At 64.3% G+C, this 24,034-nt stretch carries 20 protein-coding genes; 8 read left to right on the forward strand and 12 right to left on the reverse strand.

The features are described from left to right. Positions 1-91 precede the first annotated feature (91 nt). The 3 genes from JJ896_02740 (at position 92) to JJ896_02750 (ending at position 2,035) form a co-directional block, all read left to right on the forward strand. Positions 92-760 carry a hypothetical protein gene (locus JJ896_02740; protein MBO6778548.1) on the forward strand — a complete coding sequence of 223 codons (669 nt, stop codon included), beginning with the start codon at positions 92-94 and terminating at the stop codon, positions 758-760. Positions 761-869: 109 nt separating this feature from the next. Continuing rightward, entirely contained in the window at positions 870-1,214 is a 345-nt protein-coding gene (locus JJ896_02745; GenBank protein MBO6778549.1) for a helix-turn-helix transcriptional regulator, read from the forward strand. Further along, positions 1,211-2,035: a hypothetical protein gene (locus JJ896_02750; GenBank protein ID MBO6778550.1), complete on the forward strand. Its 825-nt coding sequence runs from the start codon at positions 1,211-1,213 to the stop codon at positions 2,033-2,035. Before JJ896_02745 ends, JJ896_02750 begins: the two co-directional genes overlap by 4 nt. A 17-nt stretch (positions 2,036-2,052) precedes the next feature. On the opposite strand, the gene JJ896_02755 is transcribed toward JJ896_02750, so the two are convergent. Then, positions 2,053-3,459, reverse strand: coding sequence for a beta-lactamase family protein (locus JJ896_02755; GenBank protein ID MBO6778551.1), 1,407 nt, complete (start codon positions 3,457-3,459; stop codon positions 2,053-2,055). A 117-nt stretch (positions 3,460-3,576) separates the two neighbouring features. After that, the gene (locus tag JJ896_02760) at positions 3,577-3,786 is read right to left on the reverse strand and encodes a hypothetical protein (GenBank protein ID MBO6778552.1); all 210 of its coding nucleotides are present in this window, start codon (positions 3,784-3,786) and stop codon (positions 3,577-3,579) included. Between the two features lie 53 nt (positions 3,787-3,839). Here JJ896_02760 and hrpB point away from each other — a divergent pair, with 53 nt between their 5' ends. Further along, positions 3,840-6,257: an ATP-dependent helicase HrpB gene (hrpB, locus tag JJ896_02765; GenBank protein MBO6778553.1), complete on the forward strand. Its 2,418-nt coding sequence runs from the start codon at positions 3,840-3,842 to the stop codon at positions 6,255-6,257. A 2-nt stretch (positions 6,258-6,259) separates the two neighbouring features. Here hrpB and JJ896_02770 read toward each other — a convergent pair whose 3' ends face one another. From JJ896_02770 to JJ896_02800, 7 genes are all read right to left on the reverse strand, one after another. After that, positions 6,260-8,419, reverse strand: coding sequence for a TonB-dependent receptor (locus JJ896_02770; GenBank protein ID MBO6778554.1), 2,160 nt, complete (start codon positions 8,417-8,419; stop codon positions 6,260-6,262). After that, positions 8,419-9,699, reverse strand: a complete 1,281-nt coding sequence (locus JJ896_02775) for a tetratricopeptide repeat protein (protein ID MBO6778555.1) — start codon at positions 9,697-9,699, stop codon at positions 8,419-8,421. The genes JJ896_02770 and JJ896_02775 overlap by 1 nt, the downstream gene beginning before the upstream one ends. A gap of 117 nt (positions 9,700-9,816) precedes the next feature. Beyond that, positions 9,817-11,919 carry a DUF4331 family protein gene (locus JJ896_02780; GenBank protein ID MBO6778556.1) on the reverse strand — a complete coding sequence of 701 codons (2,103 nt, stop codon included), beginning with the start codon at positions 11,917-11,919 and terminating at the stop codon, positions 9,817-9,819. Further along, a complete protein-coding gene (locus JJ896_02785; GenBank protein MBO6778557.1) occupies positions 11,916-12,419 on the reverse strand; it encodes an ester cyclase in 504 nt (167 codons plus the stop codon). The genes JJ896_02780 and JJ896_02785 overlap by 4 nt, the downstream gene beginning before the upstream one ends. Before the next feature lie 147 nt (positions 12,420-12,566). Further along, positions 12,567-14,666: an AAA family ATPase gene (locus JJ896_02790; GenBank protein MBO6778558.1), complete on the reverse strand. Its 2,100-nt coding sequence runs from the start codon at positions 14,664-14,666 to the stop codon at positions 12,567-12,569. Between the two features lie 144 nt (positions 14,667-14,810). Then, positions 14,811-15,023, reverse strand: coding sequence for a hypothetical protein (locus JJ896_02795; GenBank protein MBO6778559.1), 213 nt, complete (start codon positions 15,021-15,023; stop codon positions 14,811-14,813). Between the two features lie 4 nt (positions 15,024-15,027). Then, complete coding sequence (locus tag JJ896_02800) at positions 15,028-16,017, reverse strand: hypothetical protein (protein MBO6778560.1); 990 nt, start codon at positions 16,015-16,017, stop codon at positions 15,028-15,030. 103 nt (positions 16,018-16,120) lie between these two features. Between JJ896_02800 and JJ896_02805 the strand changes: the two genes are divergently transcribed. Beyond that, the gene (locus tag JJ896_02805; GenBank protein ID MBO6778561.1) at positions 16,121-17,539 is read left to right on the forward strand and encodes an L-serine ammonia-lyase; all 1,419 of its coding nucleotides are present in this window, start codon (positions 16,121-16,123) and stop codon (positions 17,537-17,539) included. A 43-nt stretch (positions 17,540-17,582) separates the two neighbouring features. On the opposite strand, the gene JJ896_02810 is transcribed toward JJ896_02805, so the two are convergent. The 3 genes from JJ896_02810 to JJ896_02820 all read right to left on the reverse strand — a co-directional run bounded on the left by JJ896_02810 (position 17,583) and on the right by JJ896_02820 (position 20,036). Next, positions 17,583-18,293: an outer membrane beta-barrel protein gene (locus tag JJ896_02810; protein MBO6778562.1), complete on the reverse strand. Its 711-nt coding sequence runs from the start codon at positions 18,291-18,293 to the stop codon at positions 17,583-17,585. Between the two features lie 211 nt (positions 18,294-18,504). Further along, positions 18,505-18,897 (reverse strand): hypothetical protein, encoded by a 393-nt coding sequence (locus JJ896_02815; GenBank protein MBO6778563.1) that lies wholly within the window; start codon positions 18,895-18,897, stop codon positions 18,505-18,507. A gap of 23 nt (positions 18,898-18,920) precedes the next feature. Then, positions 18,921-20,036, reverse strand: a complete 1,116-nt coding sequence (locus JJ896_02820; GenBank protein ID MBO6778564.1) for a T9SS type A sorting domain-containing protein — start codon at positions 20,034-20,036, stop codon at positions 18,921-18,923. 140 nt (positions 20,037-20,176) lie between these two features. Here JJ896_02820 and JJ896_02825 point away from each other — a divergent pair, with 140 nt between their 5' ends. Genes JJ896_02825 through JJ896_02835 form a run of 3 tightly spaced genes read left to right on the forward strand, consistent with a single transcriptional unit; the run spans position 20,177 to position 23,972 of the window. Next, positions 20,177-21,292, forward strand: a complete 1,116-nt coding sequence (locus tag JJ896_02825; protein MBO6778565.1) for a hypothetical protein — start codon at positions 20,177-20,179, stop codon at positions 21,290-21,292. Next, entirely contained in the window at positions 21,289-22,662 is a 1,374-nt protein-coding gene (locus JJ896_02830) for a hypothetical protein (protein ID MBO6778566.1), read from the forward strand. The genes JJ896_02825 and JJ896_02830 overlap by 4 nt, the downstream gene beginning before the upstream one ends. Next, positions 22,659-23,972 (forward strand): hypothetical protein, encoded by a 1,314-nt coding sequence (locus JJ896_02835; GenBank protein MBO6778567.1) that lies wholly within the window; start codon positions 22,659-22,661, stop codon positions 23,970-23,972. The genes JJ896_02830 and JJ896_02835 overlap by 4 nt, the downstream gene beginning before the upstream one ends. Positions 23,973-24,034: the final 62 nt, after the last annotated feature.

Raw genomic sequence — 24,034 nt, forward strand, 5'->3', positions numbered from 1 at the left:
GAACCGTATCAGGTTCACACGAGCGAAGCGACTGACGGAGCGAGCCTCAGCGAGCGCAGTAAACCCTACCGGGCCGACTATGACAATTCCCATGCTCAAGCGTCTGCCAATACTTCCGGTCCTGCTTCCACTTCTAGTGTTGGTCGGATGCGACACCGGTGCAACCCTGGACGGAGATTCCGGTCAGGTGACCGAGCTGGTTCCCCTGGGCCTCGGTCATTCATGGATCCTGCAGCGTACCGGTTGGATCCGAACCGATCACCAGAACGAGTCCTTCTCCTGGGTGGAGTCCTGGGTCGTAGACAGGGATACACTTATCGAGGGCGAAACGTGGTACAGTGTGCTGCAGACATCCACAGAGAGCACTCCAGCATTCTCCTGGCGAAGCGGGTGGCACACAAATCGCACTGACGGCATCTGGCGGTTCGACAATGGCGGCAGCAGCCAGGAAGCAGAGCTATGGATTCCGCTCCTGAACGCGGAGGGAGACGCGGTCACTACCATCCCGGGCACGGAATACAGACTGGTCGGCGTCTCTGATGACGGACGCTCACGAACTTTCCGCAGGACAACGACATGGCTGCCGGGCGTAGACGTGGAACTGCCGGTACCGCAGGTTGACCTCATCCGGATATCGGAAACCGAAGGATTTGTCCATCTGAGCGATTTCGTGTTCTCCAGCGAGGCGGGTGGACCTTGGTCCAAGACCATGCAGCAAGAGTGGAACCTCTTGCGATTTCAACCGGGCACGCGCCGTTGATCGGGTGACGATCGTTCAATCGGCGGTCTGTCAGGCCCCCGACCACCAGCCGCCACTTGCATACCCAAGATCATCGAGGTATTATTGCCTAGATCATTTAGGGTATACCGTGTTTTCCAGAGAACTTTCGGCTGCAGCCGCCAAACCGGCGATCCTGGCTATTCTGGCTGATCGCGACAGCTACGGTTACGAAATCATCTTGCGCGTCAAGGATCTCTCAGGCGGGCGGGTGGAATGGGCCGAAGGCGCCATCTACCCGGTACTGCATCGACTGGAGAGGCAGGGCTTCATCGAGTCCTACTGGGAGAAAGGTGAGTCCGGTCACCGGAGGAAGTACTACCGTCTCTTGCCGAAGGGCCGCCGCGAGAGTGCCCGGGAAGAGCACAGTTGGCGGTTGGCAGACGCGATCCTGACCGAACTCTGGAGTCCGAAACCGAGCCTGGGTCTGCGGTGAACACAGTCAGCCACATACTCTCCAACTGGCAACACGCCGCCAGGCGTGACGGCTGGACAGAGGATGCCATCGAGGAAGCTCTTCCCCATGTGATGGCCCTCATTCAGCAACACCTCGACCGAGATACGCCACCCTCGCACATCCTGGCGCTGGTGAACAGGGAGTTTGGTCACCCGGCCTCACTGGCCCTGGAATTGCGCCAGGCTCGCTCCCCCCTGACACATCTGATGGAATCGATGAACTCCAGCCACGTCCTTTCAGCGCTCTTCGGGGCAGCCCTCTGCGCCGCCGTCATTCTTGTCTGGCCGCAGGCCGAGCCGGAGCGTGGTGTCCCCCACCCGGGTGGACTCACGATGACCGTACATCCCGACGAGTTCGGCAACTTTGTGGTGTTGACGGCCAGGGACAGCCGTCTGCCGCCACCGATCACGTCGGCCACGGTCGGAAGCGCCATCCGCCGCGCAGAGGTCGCCGTCAACGCGTTCTACATGGCCCTGGACGAGAATGATCAGGAGATGCTCGCCCTGGCGGTTGACCAGTCTGGACGGAGTTATTCGGATCTCTCACGGCTTCTCGGTTACAAGGTCACGAGTCGGGAGGATGTGGTGGCCTCGTTCGACAAGGGCCACACCGAGATATCTCTCGTCACGGCCGCCCTCTATGCCCACGAGTTCTCCGGGCCTCGGGGTGAGGGTATTCTGAGTGGAGGGCGTGGCGGCTCGGTGGACGCCAAGTACTACCTGGCGGCATTCGACCAGACGCTGAAAGAGCTTCGCGCCTGCGCCGACAAAGGAACGTGTTCCCCGCGGAATGTTGACTAACACAGGGTCGGGCCCCGCTACCGCTCAAACGCCGCCAGCACCCCCTGCTCCAGAATCGGCCAGATCTGGTTCATGAGACTCGACCCGAAATTCCCGCCGGTCGACACGATCACAAGGTCCAGATCATCCACCAGAATGATGTACTGCCCGCCGTTCCCGGACGCGTACTGCACGCGATACGTGCGCGGCGTCCGGGTGCGAAGCGTGCGCATCCACCACTGGTAGCCATAGGACACATCGCCCGAGAACTGGAAGCGCTCGGTCAAGCTCTCCTCGACCCAGTCCTCCGACAGCACGCGCGTCTCCTTCCACATCCCGTCCGACAGAAAGACCTGCCCCAGCCGCAGCATGTCCCGCGGACGCGTTACCGCACCGAGCGGATTGCCGACACCGGGCAGCACGTCACTCTCGGTTGGGTCTGCCATGAATTCCCGTACGAAGTTGGCCACCTGCATGCCGGTGCCCCGGGCCAGAATGTCGTTGAGCATGATGCTCGCACCGGTGTTGTAGACCCACGTGCCGCCCGGCGTAAACTGGAGCGGCTGATTGAGCACAAAGCCCGTCCAGTTCGACGGCGGAGTACGGTACATCTGCGACAGGTGATTGCTCGTATTGCCCGCCGCAGCGCCGGACTCATTCCACTCCAGCCCCGTGGACATGGTCAGCACGTGCTCCAGGGTGATGGCCTCCTTGCCCGCATTGAACTGATAGTCGGGAAAGAACCCCGACAGCGGCTCATCAACCCCGCCGATCAGACCTCGGTCAATGGCCATCCCGATCAATGCGGATCGATAGGACTTGCTGGCTGACTGCACCTCGTGCGCCGTAAAACGGTCCCAGTTGATCTGCTGACCGCTTGAATTGCCTCCGGGCCAGTACTCCTCGAATACCAGCTTCCCTTGGTGGGCGATGAGCAGCGAGTGGATCCCGCTCCATCTGCCACTTCGGATCCCGTCCACTTCCGCGAAGAGCAATTCCGGCCTGGGAGCGTCCATCGCCGCGACCTCCCAACCGTCCTGGTCATCCGGCGGCTGGAAATACCGGTAGGTCGCCACCGCAGAAACCAGGACCGCATTCGAGCCTTCGGCTTGGACGCGCAAGGACTGCGAGTAACCAGTGCCGAGGGTCCACTCAAACGAAGCCCGTCCTTCGGCGTCGGTCTGCGCCGTGGCCTGCTCAACCCGGCCTCCACCTCCGGTAACGTTCGCTGAAACGGAAACGCCTGGAGCGAGCTCTCCCGTCTCAAAGCGCGCCTGGATGACAACCGGCGCGTCGACGCGCAATCCCTGCGGCGCCTTTTGACCACCTCCGGACTCCAGGCTCAGCTGCACCGTGCGCACTTCCGGCTCGGGATCCGGATCGGGCGATGTGATGGCCGATTCGCCGCACGCGGCGATCAGCAGAATCATGGGGAGCAGGCGCATGGGGAGTAGCAACATAGTGGCGGGCGGCCCCTCCACGGCCGTGCGCACGCTGAACCGTCAATTCTATCGGTCGCGCAGTGCCGCGATGCGCTCTTCCGGAGGGCAGCGCCGCTCCACCTAATTCCGGAGCCGGATCAGCACCTCCTCATCCACGCCGGGGTAGAACCACTCGTCCTCCATCTCCACGTGATCCTGCTCCGCCAGCCAGGTATCGACGGGCGTATTCGCAAACCGCCAGGCGTATCGCCCGACCTCATCCACCACGTCCAGGAGGGCTTCCCGGGCGATGGGGTGCGAGAGGATGCGATGGGTCTGCTTCGTCTTCATCCTCTCCTATCATACGACGTTCCAGCGACATTCGACTCCGGTATCTTTCGTAGGTGAGCATTTCTGCCCCCGATCTCCCCGTGCGCGCGGCGCTGCCGGACCTCCTGCGCGAGCTGACCGAACGCACGGAAGCGGTGCTTCAGGCCCCTCCCGGCGCCGGAAAAACAACCCTGGTCCCCCTAGCGCTCCTGGACGCCCCATTCACGGGCGGTGGGCGCATTCTCGTGCTCGAACCTCGCCGGCTGGCCGCACGCGCTGCGGCACGGCGGATGGCGCAACTCCGCAGGGAACAGGTCGGCGAGACGGTGGGCTACCGGGTCCGGCAGGAATCACGCATCGGCCCGAATACCCGGATCGAGGTCATCACGGAAGGCATCCTGATCCGACTGCTGCAGGACGATCCCTCCCTCGAGGGCGTCGCGGCCGTAGTGTTCGACGAGTTCCACGAACGCAGCCTGCAGGCGGACCTCGGACTTGCACTCACCCTGGATGCACGCTCCGCCTTCCGGCCCGAGCTGCGGGTGCTCGTGATGTCGGCAACGCTGGACGGCGCCCGCGTTTCGCGCATGCTGAATGATGCGCCCGTCATCAGCTCCGAGGGCCGCATGTTTCCGGTAGACGTCAAATGGCTCGACCGGGTGCCGCAGGGACGCGTGGAGGACACCGTGGCCTCCGCGGTTCGAAACACGCTCCCTGAAACGGAGGGCGATGTGCTTGTCTTTCTTCCCGGAGCCGGAGAGATCCGCCGCACCGCCGAGCGACTCGAAGGTCTGGCCGCCGACATCCGCCCCCTCTACGGTGCATTGCCCTTCAACCAGCAGGACGCCGCCATCAAACCCAGTCCCGCGGGCCGGCGCAAGGTGGTGCTCTCGACCGACATCGCCGAGACCAGTCTCACCATCGAAGGCGTGCGTGTAGTCATCGACTGCGGCCTCGCCCGCCGGCCCCTGTTCGAGCCAAACAGCGGCATGACCCGGCTGGTGACCATGCCGACGTCGCGCGCCTCTGCCGAACAACGAGCGGGCCGCGCCGGCCGACTGGCTCCGGGCACCTGCCTGCGCCTCTGGACGCGCGCGGAGCACGCGGCTCGGCGCGATTTCGAGCCCCCCGAAATACTGGGCGCGGACCTCGCCCAACTATTGCTCGAGCTCGCCGTCTGGGGTACCACCGCCGACGCGCTGAGATGGATGGATCCTCCCGAAGAAAGGGCGCTCGCCGGCGCGTCGGAGCTGCTGAATCAGCTCGGCGCGCTCGATGGGGACCGCATCTCCGCACAGGGCCGGCGCATGGTGCGATTCGGTGCCCACCCGCGTCTGGCGCACATGCTGCTGGCAGCCACTTCGCCCTCGGCGCAGGTCACGGCGACCCAGTTGGCCGCACTGATCGAGGAAGGAGACCCGCTGCGCAACGCGTCCTCGGCAGACGTTGCTCTTCGACTCCCGCTCCGCGACAAGCGCCTCCAGCGTACGGCGGCAGAATTCGCCCGAAGGCTGAAGGCGCCGAAGGCAGACGTCGATCCGGCCGTGGCAGGAATGCTATTGGCCAGGGCCTACCCGGACCGCATCGCCCAGCGAACGGCGGAGGGTCGGTTCAGACTGCGCAACGGTCGGCAGGTGCATCTTCACAAGGGAGATCCCCTGTGCGATGCGGACTTCCTCGCCGTAGCGCACACCGGTGGTCGCAACCATCAGGTGTTTCTGGCGGCCCCTCTGGAGGCCTCCGAAGTCGAGGCGGTGTTCGAGGATCAGATCACGGAGGAGACGCTGGTCTCCTGGGATGCCTCGTCCGATCGGGCCGCGGCCGTGCGGCGGAGGGCACTCGGCGCGGTCGTGCTCTCGGAGGCCTCGGCGTCCGACGTCGGCTCAGACGAAATCGCCCGAGCCCTCATGGAGCAGGTCCGGGAACGAGGCCTGCACCTCCTGCCATGGGACAAAGCCAGCCGGCAACTGCAGGACCGATTGAACTTCCTGCACGCGCGCGACCCGGACTGGCCGTCTCGAAGCGAGGCCTGGTTGACCGAACACGCCGAAGAATGGCTGCTGCAGCACCTCACCGGCATGGCGCGACTCTCGGATCTCAGAAAGCTGGATTTGGCGGAGGCGTTACTGACCGGCATGGACTGGTCCATGCGTCAGGCCCTGGACGGCCGAGTGCCGACTCACCTGCAGGTGCCGACCGGCTCCCGGATTCGCATCGACTACTCCGACCCGCAGAGTCCGGTATTGGCCGTGCGCATCCAGGAGGTCTTCGGCATGACCGATACGCCACGCATTGAAGGCGTGCCGGTAACGATGCACCTGCTCTCACCCGCGCAGAGACCCCTCCAGATCACCACGAATCTGAAGGGGTTCTGGGAATCGAGCTATTTCGATGTTCGCAAGGACATGCGCGGGCGGTATCCCAAGCACTACTGGCCCGAGAACCCGCTCGAGGCGGAGCCTACCCGCAGGGCCAAGCCCCGCAAGCGCTAGTTCTAAAATTTCCAGGCCAGGCCAAGGCGCAGAGCGCGCGGCCATCCCGGTGTGAAGTGGCGTTCTTCGATGCCTGCCGGCTCGTTGGACAGGCGCGAGAGGGTGGCGAACTGGGCTTCATCCCAATCGGAATCCGTCACGTTCTGGATGGCAGCGGTGACGTCCAGCGAACCGAACGTGCGACCGATCTCAGCATCGACCCGGAACTGGGACGGGGCGGTCAACGAACCGTCTTCGTTGAGCGGTCGCTCCCCAAGCCCCGTCATCGACAGAGACGCATGCGACGCGCCCGGAGTCCAGGCGATCTCGGCTGACCCAACCATGCGCGGTGCCAGCGGCACACGGCCGCCTTCCACCATGCGTGCGCGGGAGGCCGTCGCCGATCCCTCCAGGAACAGGCTCTGAGCAAGCGCGAAGCGTGCGGAGGCCTCCACGCCCAGGCGACGGGTCGCACCACTCAACTCGGTGGTACCGGCATCGCCCACAAAGACGAACTCCCGATCCAGTGCAATCCGCCACAACGCCACGGACAGCGTGGTGCGGTTGCCCGGGCGTGCACGCACGCCCACCTCGGAAGCCAGAGCCGGCGCCACGGGCGTGGAGTCCGGGCCGCCACGAACGACGCTGCGCGCATCGTTCGAATGAAATGCCCGGCCGATGCCGCCGAACAGCTCGGTGCCCGGACTGATCGCGTACGCCGCGGAAACCCGTGGGCTAAGCAGGGCGGCGCTGCGACTGGTGCCGTCGAGCTCAAAGCGAAACGCATCGGCCCGCAGGGCAGCGGTGGTTCTGAATCTCGGACCTATGACGGCCGTCCAGCTGGTCCAGCCACCGGTATGCAACTGGGCGATCTCGCCGCGGTCGATAACCGAGCCGCGCTCCCTTGAGGGACTCTGCCACAGCCCGACAGAAATGTCGTCCGCGCGAACCGAAGCGGCGAAGGTTCTCGTCACAAGCGCAGGACCGAACTCGAAGCGGTCGGTAAGCATCACCCGGCCGCCGCCGAGGGTCCGGCGATCCTGCTGCTCGATCATGTCGCCCTGCTCCTGGTTCTCCAGGAAGAAGGTGAAGTTGGAGTACAGGTTCAGGCGGTACCGCGACACCCACGCGTTGGCCTGCACAGTGCGCGAGCCCTCCTGGCGCTCCCACGCAGCAGTGGCCCACTGCCGTTCGGTGTGCCCGCCCTCCAGCGGATCCAGTGAACCAAAGCGACCGATCTGACCGCTGGCCACAGCGCGATCCGGGATTTGGCCCGATGCGGTCCAGTCGGCGTCGTACGCGCCCGCCGAGACATGCAGGTTGCCAAAGGTCTGTGAGGCAAACAGATTGGTGCGCCGCACGCCCTGCGGGTTCGCAAACGGACCATCGGCGCGGTCGTGACTGACGGCGGCGTAGCCGTTTCCGAGCTGCAGCAGTCCCATCGCCCGACGGCCTCCGAAAGACCCGCCCTCGACGGTAATCATGTTCTGCGGAATGGTCCGTCGTGTCGAGAAGGCGACGCCCCCGGCGGTGGCCAGGTCACCGAACTCTGCGGATACGGGTCCCTTCTCCACGCGCACGCTCTCAACCGTCTCGGGGATGAAGAAGTGCAGGTCCGCATAGCCCTGCCCGTGCCCGTGGGACACCAGGTTGATGGGCATGCCGTCGATCTCGAGGGCCACGTCGGTGCCGTGGTCGGCGTCGAATCCGCGCAGGAACAGCTGCTCAGCCTTGCCGCCGCCCGCGTGCTGGGAGGCCACCAGGCCAGGTACCAGCTCAAGGAGGTCCGGCGTGGTCTTGCGGGGCCTTCCGCTGCGGTCGGCCGTGCGTAGTGTGATGGACGATGCGGAGGTCGCCGGGGCCAACGCTTCCGCCACGATCTCCGAGAGATCAACGGTGCGCTCTTCCAGGCGGATTTCCTCAGCGGGCAAAGCCGATTCGGCGGCGACAAAACCGACATAGTGCACACGGATCCGGACCCCTGCGTCATCGGCGGCCGTCAGTTCAAAGCGACCATCGAAGTCGGTCACGGTGCCCTGGGAAGTCCCCACCACAAACACCTGGGCGCCCGGCAGCGGTTTGCCGGTGTCGGCGGCGACCACTCGCCCTGAAATACGCTGCTGGCTGAAGGCCTGGTCGGCGGTGGCCAAAACGAGGGCCAGTAGAATCAAGAGTGCTCGCATCAGCCCGCCAGGATGTCGGTGGCCTCGGCAGCGGCCGAAGGCGACTCGATGTGAAGACCTTCCTCCAGGGCGCGCTCAAGAAGCGTGCGCCCCTGGGCCACCAGCCCCGCTCCGACATAGATCTGACCGGCGCGGAAGCTCAGTTTGGCGTCCCCGTTGTCGAAACGCATCGCATGGTCGATGAACTCGATGGCCTGTTCCGAGCGACCCAGCTTGTGAAGCACCCAGGCGTAGGTCTCGTTGGCATGCAGGTGGTCCGGGCGGCGCGCGATTTCGATGCTGGCCAGCCAGAGCGCGCCGTCCAGTCGGGTCTCCTCGTCGGCGTAGAAGTCGGCCAGCTCCATGTTGACGTTCTCTCCCATGGCCTGCGCGTCTTCTAGGCCGCGCTCAATGGCGATCGTGGCTTCCGCTGCCCGCTGCTCGTCGCCCATGGCGAGGTACACCTCCAGAGCCAGCTCTTCGAAGCCTGCTCCGGGGGCCAGCGCCATGGCCTGCTCGATCAGGTAGTCCGCGTGCTGCACCCGGCCCTCCAGCAGAGCAAGGTGGGCCAAACCGGCGACCGCATGCGCATACCCGGGATGCTCCTCGAGAATTCCGGTCAGGATGCGACGCGCCGCAGCATGGTCTCCGCTGCCGAGGGCCAGTTGAGACAGTTGGTAGAGTGCCCAGGAGCGGCCTTCGCTGCCGATGGTGCCTGCGCCTGCCGCAAACTCCATCGCCCGAATGGCACCTTCTTCGTCGCCGAGCAGCTCACGGATATAGGAGGCGCGGGAGTAGGAGGAGAGGTCGGGGCGGCGCTCCAGCATCTGATCCATGGCGGTGACGGCCTCGTCGTAGCGACCCAGCTCGACAAGCGCGTCGACCAGGGTGCCGTAGTTGTAGGCGTGACCCGGCGACTCGGCGATCAGCTCGCGAGCCTGCGCTTCAGACTGCTCGAACTGATGCAGCTTGTTGAGCAGCGTGCCCCGCAGAACGCGTGCGCGGTAGTGGTTTGGGTCCAGGTCGAGCGCTTTTTTTAGCTGCGCCTCTACACGTGGTACGAAAAAGGTCTCGTCCGCAGTGGCACGGGCCTGGCCCAGGTAGTATTGCGCAAGGTCCACATAGCCGTCCGCGCGGTTGGGCTCGCGCATGACGCGCTCGATCAGGGAAGCTTCCGCGCCGGCGGATGAAGCGGAGGCAGTGACGATGGTGCCGCGGTCGGGCAACGACTGGGTGTCGGCTGTCAGCAGGAATGCTGCGGCACCTGCAAAGAGCAGCGCGGCAAAGATGAATCGTTTCATGACAGAGAGGAGGTTCAAGGTGGGTGATGAGAGCGCCGATCCGGCGCGTTTCGATGGGATTCACGTGTCGCCGGGGCGCCCCGTCGGGCGCCCCGTTGGCGACACGCTCCCCTCTGCTTATTTGACCAGAAGTGCCTGGCGGACTGCCGCCGTCTTTCCGCCCGCTTCGATGCGGTAGAAATAGGCCCCCGAGGGCAGACCCTCGGCATTCCACTCAATGGCGTGGGTGCCTGCAGAGTGATTCCGATCCACCAGCGTCTGGACAAGGCGTCCCTGCACATCGTAGATGCGCACGGCCAACGGGCCGGAGGTGGAGGCCTTGTATTCAATCCGCGTGCTGGGATTGAACGGATTCGGGTAGTTCTGCGCGAGCTGGTACTGGTCCGGCACGCCGATTCCCAGAACGCCCGGGTCGATGCGGCTGGTGTTGGTGCTCGTGCCCGGAGAAGCCGCCGTCAGCTGCTTGACGTAGTCGTAGCCGCGGTGCGGGTTGGCCTGGTACGGGAATTCGTCCAGCAGGGCGACGTCGTTCGCGGTCGGACCGGCGTTGTAGGTCAGCACGTCCAGGAGATCCTGGGTAACCGGGCTGGCCGAGCTGTTGGGATCGTAGTCGTCGTACCAGAGGCCAATGGCAGCCAGCACGACGCCGGACACCGCCTGCAGCTCGATGGTGGTGACGTCATCCTCGAGCCGGCGCCCGTTGGGGAAACCGTCCATGTTCGGGATGAACTGGATGTCCGTCGTCGCATTGAAGCGGGCATCGGTCAGTCCGAGCACGGCCGCCTGCACCAGCCCGAGCGTGCTGAAGTCTGCGTCGTTGCGCGGCGTCGGCGGCACGGCCATGTTCAGACGCAGCATGTCGCCGCCAGTGGGCATGAAGTTGTTCACGAACGGCTTGCCTGCAGCCAGCGGGTCTCCGCCCTTGCCGGTGGCCAGCTGGTAGGGACGCACGTTGGGCACGCCCACGTAGAAAGCAGGCCAGAGATCGACCGAGCGCGGCTGGCCCGGACCAGGAAGCAACAGGGTGCCGAAGACCGCATCGTCCAGAGCGGTGCCTTCCACGGCGGCGGAGCCTTTCAGGCCGTAGAGACCGTCCTGGCCGTTGCCGAAGTCAAATGCGCCGAGTGAATTGCGCTGAACACGCAGAGCGGACATGGCCGGCACGGCGCCACCGAACTGATCGTCATCCATGTAGAGCGCCAGCTCGGGATTGTAGAAGTAGGCGTTGTGCGCGGGGTCCTCGTTGTACGGGGTGCGCGCATTCCAGCGGTCCTTCTCGCCGAGGGGAATGACGGCTTCATTGGTCAGCGGCATGCCAAGGCGGGATACCTGCACCCAGGGGCCGCTGTACGTCGGCGCTTCGCCTTCTGCTGAGAGCGTCTTCATCTGGGGCCGGCTGGCGGATGCCCAGACGCCGATCACAAAGTCGCCGTCCAGAATGTTGGCGGCCTCGGAGGCCATTTTTCCATCCTTCTGCAGTGTGGAAATCGGCACCTGGAGCGCGATCGTGTGGGTATTGAAGCCGGCGACGGCGTCTCGTGCGTTGTCCGGGTTGCTCGCGTCCATTCCATAGGAGGAGCGCGTCTCGCCGAGATCAAAGATGCCGCCGAGGTCGACGAAGAAGGCGTCATCGCGCGGTCCGGCGAAGACCACCTCGCCCGTACTTGCGGTCGTTATGGCTGCATCTACCAGGGCCTGGTAGGTGGTGCCGAGACCGGCACCGCCTTCGATGGAGCGTGGGCCGATGTTGTTCGGAGGCACGATGCCGCCTGTGACGATGGTCTCAAACGAGCCACCCGCCATGCTGCGCTCCAGCGTGTAGGTGGTTTTCAGGTTTTCCTTGCCCAGGCGAATGTTGAAGAACGTGGTCGGGTCTTCGTTTTCGCGGGCAAAGGTGAATCGATACGTGATGTCGTCGCCGGTGGTCGAGGCGTCGTTCTTGACGTGGATCTCGTAGCGCACGTTCTCCGAGAACGTGTTGTAGTTCGGGCCGCCTTCCGGCAGCTCGAGCGGGATATAGTTGGCGATGATCGTGACGGTCTCCGGATTGTCCGGCGAGACGAAGGCGTAGAGATCCGTGTTGTCGGCCAGCGGATCATTCGCGATCAGCGGCGCCTCCCGGTGACTGGACGCATCGCCCAGCTCCGGGGTCTCCATTAGGAGCCAGCCTGCCAGAAGGACCGGAATCAGTAGCAGTCCTCGCTTGATGGAAGTTTTCATGTTGTGGGTTGCGGGATGGTCCCGTGGTTGATGGTGCGGAATGCATTGTTCATCCCGTGTCGCAGCCCGGTAGCACTGCGCCGGTTGGGCAGGTCGGGCAACAGTCGCAGGCGGCGCAGCAGGCCGGCCATGTCCCAGAGGTGCATGGCTCGGTGCAGCGTGCCACCCGCGAATTCGAGATGGGAAAACCCGCAGACCTCGACTTCCCGCTGGGTTGCGGGAATGCCCAGGAACGTGCCCTTGTGGGTGCCGGAAAGCACCCATACCACCTGTGCGGAGGAGCCCTCGGTCATGGCATGCATCGGAGTGATGCGGCCGTCCGGAAAGGCGGTTGTCAGTCGGCGCAGATCACCCAACAGGGCAATGCGACCATGCTGAGTAGCCTCACGACTTGCGTCGAACCCACGATACGTGGGTGCACACAGCGAACGAATGAGCGACTCATCTCCGCCGTTGATTGCGCGGAAGAGCCGGTCTGCAAGTGTGGTGGGAGATTCCAATTGGGCGTGGAGTCATTGGGTTGACCCCATCGTACCGGGAGATTCTGCCCGCCCACCAGATCAAAACCTGCTCATCTTCTGCTCACTTTCTGCTCATGTGAGCTTTTTTTCAGGGATTTGTGAGCAAAGCACCCTTGGCCCGCGAGCCTAGTCTCCGATCTCCATGCGCCAGAGCGTCTCTCCCACCTCGTCCACAGCACGCGCCAGCTGACGACGGAATGTGGAGTAGGCCATGCCCGTCATCTCGGCCGCGGCTTCCTGACTCCCCGCGGGTCTGAGATACGTGCGATCGAGCGCCTGATAGGCGCGCTCCAGCTTCGGCAATCCGGAAAGCCCACCGGCCGCATCGGCAATCAGCTGCCGCAACGTTTCAATGCGGTCCGCTTCATCCGGGCCGGGAGCGCGGGTGGCTACCAGCGACGAGCGGAGCAGCGGATTTCCGGGCATGCGCTCGGGGCGCGCATAGTGCTGAAGGGCCTGCTTCAATGCTTCCGCAAAATCGCTGCGATCCAGGATATGCAGGGTCTCGCGCACGGGCGGACGGGACTCCGCCACACTCGCCCCCTCCTGTCGCTGCCCCATCAACTCCAGCCACGCGTCTGGCGGGACTACCCGCCAGTCATGCCCGAACATGCCGAAGTCCCGGCCGCCCTGCCTGTAGGTCACCGGGAGCCGATGAATGTCTCCGTACGCCATGATTGGCTCCAGGTCATCCGCGATGCCCGACGGCAGAAAGGAGAACGCGAGCGATGGTGTTGTGAGATAGTGCTGAACCATGTGCACAAAGATGGCCATCTGCACGTACGAAAGACCCTGGTACTCGTCAGCCGCCATCCAGAAACGGAACACGGTGGCGCGCTCGCCCGGTCGCAGCGGCGCGGTGCGCTTCAGATACTCCGAGGCGGCGCTCATGCACGGATCTTCCGCCCGCAGCGCATCCGGGTGAGTCTCGAGATCCAGCAGAAACAGAAGGCCGTTCGGCACGCCGGCACCGTCTCTGAAAATCACGAGCTCCTCGGACGAAGCTTCCTGAATCCAGGACGCAGCGAACGTGCCCGCCTCCGGGCCCTCGTGGCGCGTTACCATCTCCCGAACCGCCTGAGCGTCCGCGTCGGCAATGCGCGTGTCAGAGTGTGCCTCGGCCCGACCGTGCCCGGCCCGGAGCTGCTGGTACAGAGGCTGCACCAGTGGATTGTCCCGGTGCAGGTAGACCAGGTCCCGCAGGTGTCGACGCTGCAGTCCCTTGTCCGACGTGCCGTGCATGGCTGCGACATAGTAGCGCCGGGCTCGTCGATGCAGCTCCCGGTACTGCCCAGGATTACGCCAACGCAAGTCTGCCGCGAGGGCCTCGCGCGCTACGTCGTGCATGGTGAGGCCGGACTCGGAGGCCTCAATAAAGGCCAGTCCACGCAACCACAGGAAGGTCTCGCCCGCCTCCGGGGCGTCCAGCATGGCGGCCAGCAGGTCCTCCGTCATCGCGTGCGTGATGGCGCATGCCTCCAGCGCCAGTCGATGAGCAGGACTCGGCACCTTCATCACCAGTCTCTCGACCAGCGCGCGCACGATGTCGGGGGCGTCTGTGGGATCGACATCCACGCCACCCTTCAGCTGGTACAATTCCAGTACCAGGGCTACCGCAAGCGGATGTCCGTGTGTCGGCGCAAGCAATGCGTGCACGCGGTCCTCCGGCACGCCGGCCCGATGCAGCATTTCCGCCGCCTCGACCAGCTTCAGATTTCGAAGGGGGAGGGCACGCATGAGGCTGTTCCATCCGGGCTCGCGGCGCCACGCGTCTGACGGACCGTGTCGCCCGGCCAGCGCCACCACCACGTTGTCCGGCAGGCGTGGCAGAAACTCTCGCACCAGCCATGGCTCCATGTCGGCGGCCAGCTCGAACGTGTCAATCAGGAGCGCCACACGTTCCTCAACGGCGCCAAGCGCGGCCCACACATCGCAATCATTCGTAGCCTCCAGCCGCTGGCACACGGACTTCAGAAAGGCGGGCGCCGAATCTCCGAAATCCCGGGCGTCAAGAAGAAGCGCCCGACCGCCTGTCTCGCCGCACAATCGTGCGAATGCCTTGAGGAGCGTACTCTTGCCTATGCCCCCCGGACCGTGCACCATGAGTACCAGGTGCTCCGGCTCGGGCTCGACCAACATGCGTCTGAAGGCCGCCATTTCCTCCCCGCGGCCGACGAAGTCGCGGCCGGCTGCACGGTTGAGTCGATCCTGAAAACGCGAGGACATGGACGGAAGCAGATTTGGCGTGCCAGTATACCGATTGCTTCTGCCACGGCCGGGGTTCTGCTTCAAGCGGCGCAGGCACCTACACGGAAACCCCGATTCCCCTCACGGGAAACCGAGGCCGCCGCTGACCCACCCCATGGGCCGTCAGGCCTGGCCGTTCTTGGGGGCCCTTCGCTCCAGGGCCCAGAACGTGACCCGCAAAAGGACCATGCTCCATATTGCCCCCCCGGCCGCGCCAAGTCCCGCGGGCCAGAGGACCGGTAGATCCGGGTGCCGATAGACCATGGCTACGGCCCCGGCAATCGTGCTCAAGAGGACCACGGCTACCACGAATCGGGTTCTTTGGGTCGATCTCATGGCGTCAGTCCGAGCAACGGAGTTCGTACTGGTCGTGGCGCTGCGCAAAGGGCAGATCCTTCTGCCTCTTGCACCAGTCGTCCATGTCCTGGGCATGATCGAACACGTCCTGCATGAAGTGCGCAACACCGGACACAAACGTGCCGACTCCTACCCCGATTCCACCACCAAGCGTGCCGCCGATGGCTGCGCCTCCAGCACACGCGGGCGGACCGCCAATCAACAAGCCGATCCCGCATCCAACACTCGCGCCGACAAGTACGCCGCCCTGACCGGCAGTCACACCGTCATTGATCGTGTTGCTCCACCAGTCTCCGGGGTCGAAATGCTCGGTGAACTCGGGCGGGGCCTCCGGTTGGGGATCAGTGCCTGTCGAGTCCTGGATACGCAGGAATCGGGGGCTCGCCGAGGCCTGGGGCCCGGCCGCAAACCGGAGAGACGTCGCCAGCTGCTTCAGCGCGTACTCGTTCTTTTTGTCGGTAAAGAACTCGAACTGAGCCTGCAACATGGCTGCTGCTTCCAGAACTGGCCGGGCTCCTTCTTCGCCCAGTGCACGCCGGGCATCCCTGAGGAGGGGAGCAAAGGCCGCCCGCATGGCCTGCGGAGTTTCAACCCGGGCGGCCTCGAAGACCCGCGTCAGATGGGCGTTGTGTGTGTCGGTGAGACCTGGCACCTGGATGGGACCCTTTCGCGCGGGGTTCGACCAGGCTTGAGCAAGCCGCCGGCCCGTGTCCTCCACGTCCAGGTCAATCACGTCGGGGGCATAGGCATTCATGGCCTCCAGCAGTATGAGCCCGGGGTCTCCGTGCGTCCCGTTGTAGGCGTTGGCGTACTCTATGGTGTGGTCGACCAGTTCGTCCACGAGAATGCGCGCATCGTCCAGATAGGGATTGGTGTCGGTTTCGTCCGGCAGCAGCAGATCTCCCGCACAGCCCGTCATGAGCAAAGAGAGAATCACCACTGCGGCACCGAGGGGGATTTGGTGTCGTTTCATGGATCTGTGAGATTTGTGCGTTGAACTTGATTTGCGTGGAGCGCCAGCCGAGACTCGCGCCCGCTCAGATCCATAGAAGCGGCTCGGCGCGATTCTGTAACGCATGTCGGCTATCAGCATCTTCGAAATGCTCAAGATTGGGGTGGGGCCTTCCAGCTCCCACACCCTTGGACCGTGGCGTGCGGTGCAGCGATGGATGCGCGAGCTCACCGCCGAGACAGACCCCCAGCGCATCGAGGGCATCCGCGTCCTTTTGTACGGATCGCTGGCACTGACCGGCCGGGGACACTGCACGGACACGGCCGTCTGCCTTGCGCTGCTGGGAGAAGAGCCGGAGACGGTGGAGGTCGCCGGCATTGCCGGTTTGGTGGAGGCGCTGCAGGAACGACGAACCGTGCAACTGGGCGACGCGACGATTCCGTTCGATCCCTCCCGCGACATCGTCTTCCGCATGTCTGAGCGGCTGCCCTTTCACGCCAACGGCATGGTCTGTCAGGCCTTGGTGGACGGCGAGATCCGGGAGTCGACCTACTACTCCGTAGGCGGAGGCTTTGTGGTCAAGGCTGGGGAGGAGGACGAGGATTCGGGCGATGTGGTCCTGCCCTACCCGGCCTCCTCAGCCGGCGATTTCGAGAAGCACGCCCGGCGCACCGGCATGTCCATCGCCCAACTGGTGCGTGCCAACGAGCGGGTCTGGCGTATGGACGATGCCATTGACCGCGACATCGCGACCATCTGGGACGTGATGCGCGAGTGCATCTATCGGGGCTGCCATACAGAAGGCACCTTGCCGGGGGGCCTGGACGTGACTCGGCGCGCGGCAGCCCTGCACGGCAAGCTGCTGCCGGACGCCACCTACGGCGACTCTCATGAATGGATCAGGGTCCTGAAGGGCCTTTCGCCCAAGTTCAGTCAGGTCCTGAAGTGGGTATCCTGCTTCGCGCTGGCAGTCAACGAAGAGAACGCCAATCTGGGACGGGTAGTGACCGCCCCGACCAACGGAGCAGCCGGCGTCATTCCGGCCGTGCTCATGTATCTGGTGTGCTTCAACGAGCGGGAGATGTCGGACCGTGATATCGGTGACTTCCTCATGGTCGCCGGCGAGATCGGAACCTATTTCAAGAAGCGGGCGACCATCAGCGCCGCGATGGGCGGGTGCCAGGCGGAGATCGGTGTGTCCTCGGCGATGGCCGCCGCGGCGCTTACGGAGAGTCTGGGTGGCACAGTGCCCCAGGCCCTCATGGCGGCTGAGATCGCCATGGAACACCACCTGGGTCTAACCTGTGATCCCGTGGGAGGGCTGGTCCAGATTCCCTGTATCGAGCGCAACTCCATGGGCGCCATCAAGGCCATCAATGCGGCCGAGCTGGCCCTGAACGGAGATCCGGAAAAGGCGAAGGTCTCGCTGGATGACGTGATCCGAACCATGGACGAGACCGCCCGCGACATGTCGCACAAGTACAAGGAAACGTCCGAGGGCGGCCTGGCCGTCAACATCTCGGTGCGTATTCCCGAGTGCTGAGGCAGACCGCCCTCGTGCTTTCCTGACCCGCCGTCGGCGGGCGTCAGAACGCGATGGTCACGCCAAAGCGGGGCTGAACAATGTCTACGGTGGATCGGGTGGTATTGAACGAGTAGCTGCCAAGCTCACGCTCGATATCGCCTTCGCGCAGGTATTCTGCCTCGCCACCGAGCAGGTAGCGCGCTCCGAAGGTCAGGTATACACGTCCCGGGCGATCGTCGTCGCCCATCGCCCCCTGCCAGACCTGCACGTCCAGGCCGGCGCCGACGCCGTAGCTCACCGTGTAGTCGTCAAAGTTGGTCGAGCCGACCACCTCCTCATCGAACTCGTTCGTGAGCGATGTCCGGGTGTAGAGATATTTGACACCGTACAGGCCGTCCACGTATGGGCGCACCTTGCCGGTGATGGGCTGCAGGCGCAGCATGCCGTGTACCTGGGCCAGGTTGTTCGTGGTGTGTACGCGCGCTTCGATATCCGGGATGGTCATCGACAGCGGTACGTACCGGTTTTCGCTGCCGTAGACGTGGATCCCGGCATCAATTCCGACAAAGAGCGGGCTGCGGAACAGGTGCGTTCCGCCGTGCAGGTTGATGCCGAAGCCGGTTTGATCCACGTTCTGCTGGAACGCGCCCTGCGGAACCGCGAGGGCCAGGTCCACGCCGAACTCGGTACCGGATTGCGCGGAAGCGGAGATGGGTGCCATCAGGGCGATGGCGAGGCCTGCGATCAGGAGGTTGTAACGAATGTCCTTCATGGGAGTCGCCGTGTCTGTGTTTTAGGACGGGGGTCACGGCGTGTGTCCCAGAAATCAGCCCAAAAAGGCCGGAACCAGGCGGTTGCGCCGCTTGGGTCCCATGAATTGCAAGGTGAGTGCCTGTCCGCGGGCGCGGGGTCGGCGCGGGGGCGCGGGGAGGGCGGCGTCGGGGGTCGGCGCGCAGCGCGCGGGGCCGACGATTAGCAGGGGCCTACTTGTCCGAAAACGCCTGGGGCCATTCCTTGCGCGGCAGCGCCATCTCCAGGCCGTAGAGGAACGACTTGCTTTCGCCTTTCCAGTTGAAGGGGTCCCTCGCCCGGAGCTGCTTCTGAAGGAAGCGGCTGATGTTGTAGAGCCACGCCTCCAGCACGCGATCCCGCTCTTCCCGACTCGCAATCAGAGCAATGTTGCTCATGAGCTGCCGAAAATCAGAACCGTTGGGAGCCTGGAATCGGTATGCCGCCAGGTTCGTCAGGCAGTCCTGCTGGATGGCCATCAGCTGGCTTCGACGGATACGACGGGCAGCCCGCGCCTCAAAGGCTCCTCGCCATCGGGCCAGTTCGTTGATGGCGTTCTGAACGGTAGCGGCCGGGGGATTCGCCATGGCGGCTAACATAGTCGGGTCTCCTAGCGAACGTGAATCAGGGGCTTGCTGGTTCCTCCTGTATCGGTCTGAATCATCACGAGATAAGTCCCCGTCGGGTGCCCGGAAGCATCCCATGGAACCTCGTGAATCCCGGGACCGCGGAATTCCGCCAGCGGCCTCGCGACGACGCGGCCCAGCATGTCCACTACCTGCACACGCACAGGGGATCCGTGCCCAAGCTCGAAGGAAATCAGCGCCTGACCCCGGACCGGGTTGGGGGCGACGGGCTCCAGCCGGAAGGCCCTCGGTGCGATGGGCTCGATGCCTGTCGCGATGACGGACACCTCATTGGACGGAGCACTCTCCCCGGAAGCACCGACTGCCACGACCTGAAAGTGCCAGGTGCCCGCCCCCGGAAGTACGTGCGATGCGCTCAGCGCCTCCGCGCCAACATCCACGACGGCTTCGCCGTTCGCGCGCGCGCCGACCACGTCGGAGCGATATACCCGAAATCCCGTGACGGATTCGGCCGCCACTGCCCCGCTCACGGTCAGTCGGTAGTCCGATTCCTGCGCGCCGAGGGACGGATCGAAGATGGACACGCCGACGAGGTACGTGCCGGCAGAAAGCGTGTCCATCCGGATGGTCTCGTCCAGGGTCCCGATGTTCAACGACTCACCGACGATCTGCAGCCCCGTGCCGGATTCTCCCAGCAGGTACACATCGCAGTCTTCTGAGAGGTCACTGAGGACCACCGTGCCGCCGGACTCCAGCAGATCGAACACGTAGAGATCCTCGAAGTCGTCCTGTGCCCCACCCTCGAAGCTCACTGAGAGCTGACCGGTGTCGCTGATCTGGGCCGCGCCCGTCACGACAGCAGGAGCGGGACCGTAGAGGCGCTGAGCCTCTTCAAGCCGATTGTTAGGCTCGATCTCGGCCAGTTCGGGAGCACTGACGCTCTCGGGATGCTCCCAACTCAAGAGCGCCGCCGAGCCCTGCAGCCTGACGTCGAAGTTGCGGGGTGGCGACAGGAAGGCTGCAGATCGAGCCGGGAGCGTCGTGAGTTCGGCGGCTTCGGGCTCAGAAATGCGGACTTTCTGGGCCGCTGCAGCAGGCACGAGCAAGCCGCATAGCAGGAGGGCGTACAACGTCTTCATACCACAATCTAGTCCTCCGACAGGCGCTCACCCCGGCGCGCCGGCCAACGGTGCTTCTTTGCGATTCGTCGGCACCCGGTGTATCGTGACCAGACTTGTCAGCGGCACGACGCCCGCCTACAGAAATCCCACCGAACGGCATGCATCGATCCATCCCCTGCCTGCTCGTCGCCGCGGTGCTGGCCGGCCCCGCCCTTGCCCAGACCCAGGGCTCGCGAAACGTGACCCTGGACAGCCACCTGCCGCTCCGTGCGCAGGGCGCAGCCGTTGCCGCAACCTTCGGCGCCCCCGACCGGCTGCTGTATGTGGCCCACGAGCGGGCTGTCAGCCTGATCGACATCGAGTCCCGACAATCGGTGCTGCACTGGTCGGTCCCGGCACAGGTCAGCGGCCTGGCAGCGAGCCCATCGCTCGTGGCCGTGGCAACCGATGCTGGACTGCATTTTTTTGACAACTCCGGGGCGGCGATGGACACCGCGGCCCTCGGTGAAGTCCGGGATGTCGCTGCCTACCGTCATTCAAACGGGTCGGTGTACTTCCTGGCAGCGACGGCATCGCACATTGTGATGCTGGCAGGCCCGGAGAAAGAAGTGGGACGTGTGGCCGTTCCGACAGACGTGCCCAATCGGGACAACGGATTCCACGGAGTGTATGCGGCCTACGACCTCGGCACGGAGTCTGACAGGCTGTACGCGGCGGGGGGCGGCGGCTATTTCGTCTTCGATGTCACGAATCCGATGGAGCCCGCCCTGCTCACCTGGGTGAACTCCGCCGCGGTGCAGGTAGGGGTCGGAATCCAGGCCACGCCGGACGCGAGCCATCTGGTCACCTCCACCGGATATCGTTCCGCACCCATCCGCATTTTCGACATCCGCCCGGCACTCGACGGGACCATTTCCCAGGTGCGCACCGCGGCAGGAGCCTGGACGGCAGACTGGCGCAGCCACGCCGAACAGTTCGAGGTGCGGTGGCCGTACGTTTTTGTAGCAGCTCAGGACCAGGGCATGGCGGTGTTCAACATGCGAAACGCATTTGAGCCCTACACCACCGCGTGGTTCAGGACCCCGGCTGCCGTGGACGTGGCCGTGCGAAACTCGGACGGACTTGTCGCAGTGGTCGATGCCGAGACCGGACTCTGGCTCGTGCGGGTCGAAGACTTCCGCGGCTGGGATGGCCGCGGCTGGGGTGTGGGCAACATCAGCTCCGTGCAGGACTGGATAAATGGCCCTGTGGGCGCAGACCGGTGGCAACCATGAAACGACTTCTTGCGGCACTTCTGATCATGCCCGGGCCTGTGGTTGCACAGGTGGCCGTGGACCAGCCGTCCCACCCCCCTCCGCCAGGTGAGCGCGGCAGTGCCAACATGCATGTGGTGGCGCACGTCCCGCTTGGCGCAGCGGGTTCGATCTCCGATGTCGAGATCGAACAGGATCTGGACCGACCCTACGCCTATGTGGCCCGGCGCGTGGACGAAATCGGCTTTGACGTCATCGACCTGTCGGATCCGTTCAACGCGAGGGTGATCCATCGGTGGCGGATCGAAGACGAGGATCTGCACTCGGGCGGTGCCATGGACGGCCGGTATTTCAAGCACGAGGGCCGCACCTACTACGTGCAGTCCATGCAGCTGAGACAGAGTGGGCCGAACTCCGACGTCGGAGCCGTGGTGTTCGATGTGACTGACCTGCCGGAACGCATGGTCGAGGTCGGTCGAATCCGCCAGCCGGATAACCCCGGTGGATTCCACAACACCTTCCTGTACAAGCACTCCAGCGGCAAGCCACTGTACGTGGCCACCTCCGGGCAGTATGCGAAGGTGTTCGACATGGACACCTTCCTGGATGGCGATCAGACGGAGATGGACCCGATTCTGCGCGATGCCAACCGCGCGCTGGTCGGCCGTATCCCGGTACCGCAAACCGAGAACCTGTGGTCGCGGGGCTACCATGACTTCTACGTCGGGTATCACGCCGAAACCGGTACCGACCGGTTCTACGGCGGGGGCGGCTCGGGCTTTTATGTCTATGACATCACCGACCTGGGTAGCCCCGAACTGCTGGTGTCGATTGTCGGCGTGCCCGGCGTGTCCTGGGGACACACGTTTACTCCCACGCCCGACGGCAATTTTGCGGTCGGAGAGACGGAGTTCCAGTATCAGCCGTTGCGCATTTTTGACCTGCGGCCGGCTCTCGAAGGGGAGGACAAGAACATCGATGAGGCCGTCGGGGTGTGGCATGCAGACTGGAAAAGCCTGGCGCACAACCATGAGGTGCGCTGGCCCTTTGTCTTCGTCTCCGGCTACGAAAGCGGCCTGAGCGTCTTCAACATGATGGACCCCACCAATCCCTACACGGTGGGCTACTACGACACGTTCGACGGCGTGCATAATGACCGCATCGCCGCCATGGAGCGCCTCGGCAGCCCCTACACCTGGAATGTGTACGATGGGGCCTGGGGCGTCGACGTTCGCAACGCCGATGGGCTCATCGTCGTGAGCGACATGACCACGGGCTTCTGGGCCCTGAAAATGGACGGGTTCGACGGCTGGTATGGCCCTGATTGGGGGCAGCCGGACGTGTCGAGCGCACAAGACTGGGACCGCGGTCCCTCCGGAGGAAACCAATGAGAGCTCTGATCCTGGTACTGGCCCTGGCCGTTGCGCTGCCCGCGTCCGGGCAGGTGCATGAGACCGAGCGTGGCACCGACAACATCGAAGTCATCGGTCACATCCCGCTCGGCAAGCGCCTCACCGTCACCGACATCGAAATGGAGCAGGAGCTCGAGCGACCGTTTGTGTATGTCAGCCGGGCCTCCCTGGTGGATGGTGGACCGAAGGGCGTCGACATGATCGACATCTCCGACCCCGGCAATCCGCGTGTGCTGAAGCGCTGGCGCATCGAGGACAACGACCTGCACCTCAACCGGGGTGGCATGGACGTGAAGTACTTCAAATGGGAAGGCCGCTACTACATCGTACAGAGCTTCGAATTCAGTCAGGGTGGGCCCAACGCGGACCTGGGCGCCGTCATCTTTGATGTGACTTCCTTGCCGGATGCATCGGGTGTGCGGGAGGTTGCGCGTCTGCGTCACCCTGACGCACCCGGCGGCTTCCACAACATCTTTATCTACAAGCATTCGTCCGGGCGGGCCCTCCTGCTCACGACCACGCGCGGCGGCCCGGCGCATGTGTATGACCTCGGCCGGGCTGTGACGGGCGATGTAGATGGTGCCCTTGTCGGCACCGTGCCGATTCCTTCCAGTGCGGCCGAGGGTGATCGGCGCACCTCCTACCACGACCTGTATGCCGGCTATCACCCTGACAGCGGGCAGGACCGGTTTTACGGCGGCGGTACCGGCGGGTACTACGTCTACAACATCACCGACATCGAGAATCCGACCTTGCTTGTATCGCTGATGGGCGTGCGCGGTGTCGATTGGGGACACACATTCACACCGAGCGCGGACGGCCGCTACGTGGTGGCCGAGGTCGAGTACCGGTACGCACCGCTGCGCATTTTTGATTTGCAGCCGGCGCTTGATGGGGAGGTTCAGAACATCAATACGCCGATTTCGGCCTGGACCCACAACTGGGAGAACCTGGTGCACAACCATGAAGTGCGCTGGCCCTTTGTCTTCACGGCAGGGTATCTGGACGGTTTCGCCGTCTTCAGCCTCATGGATCCGGAGAATCCGCGCACGCTCGGCTACTACGACACCTACACCGGCCCCGAGAGCCACGACTTCATCCCGTACATCAACGGCGCGTTCGGCGTGGACGTGCGCAACGCGGACGGGCTGATCGTAGTGAGCGACATGACTACCGGCCTATGGACGTTCCGCATGGACGGCTTCAACGGCTGGAACGGCGAGGACTGGGGGCAGCCCGACATCTCCAGCGTGCAGAAGTGGGACGATCCGCCGCCGGGCACCAACTGAGAGGCGCGGCGGCCGGGGTGGTCCCTGGCGCGGCGGTCGGCGGGCGCGGCGGCGTGGCGGTC

Source organism: Rhodothermales bacterium (genome assembly GCA_017643395.1).
Classification (GTDB): Bacteria; Bacteroidota; Rhodothermia; order Rhodothermales; family UBA10348; genus JABDJZ01.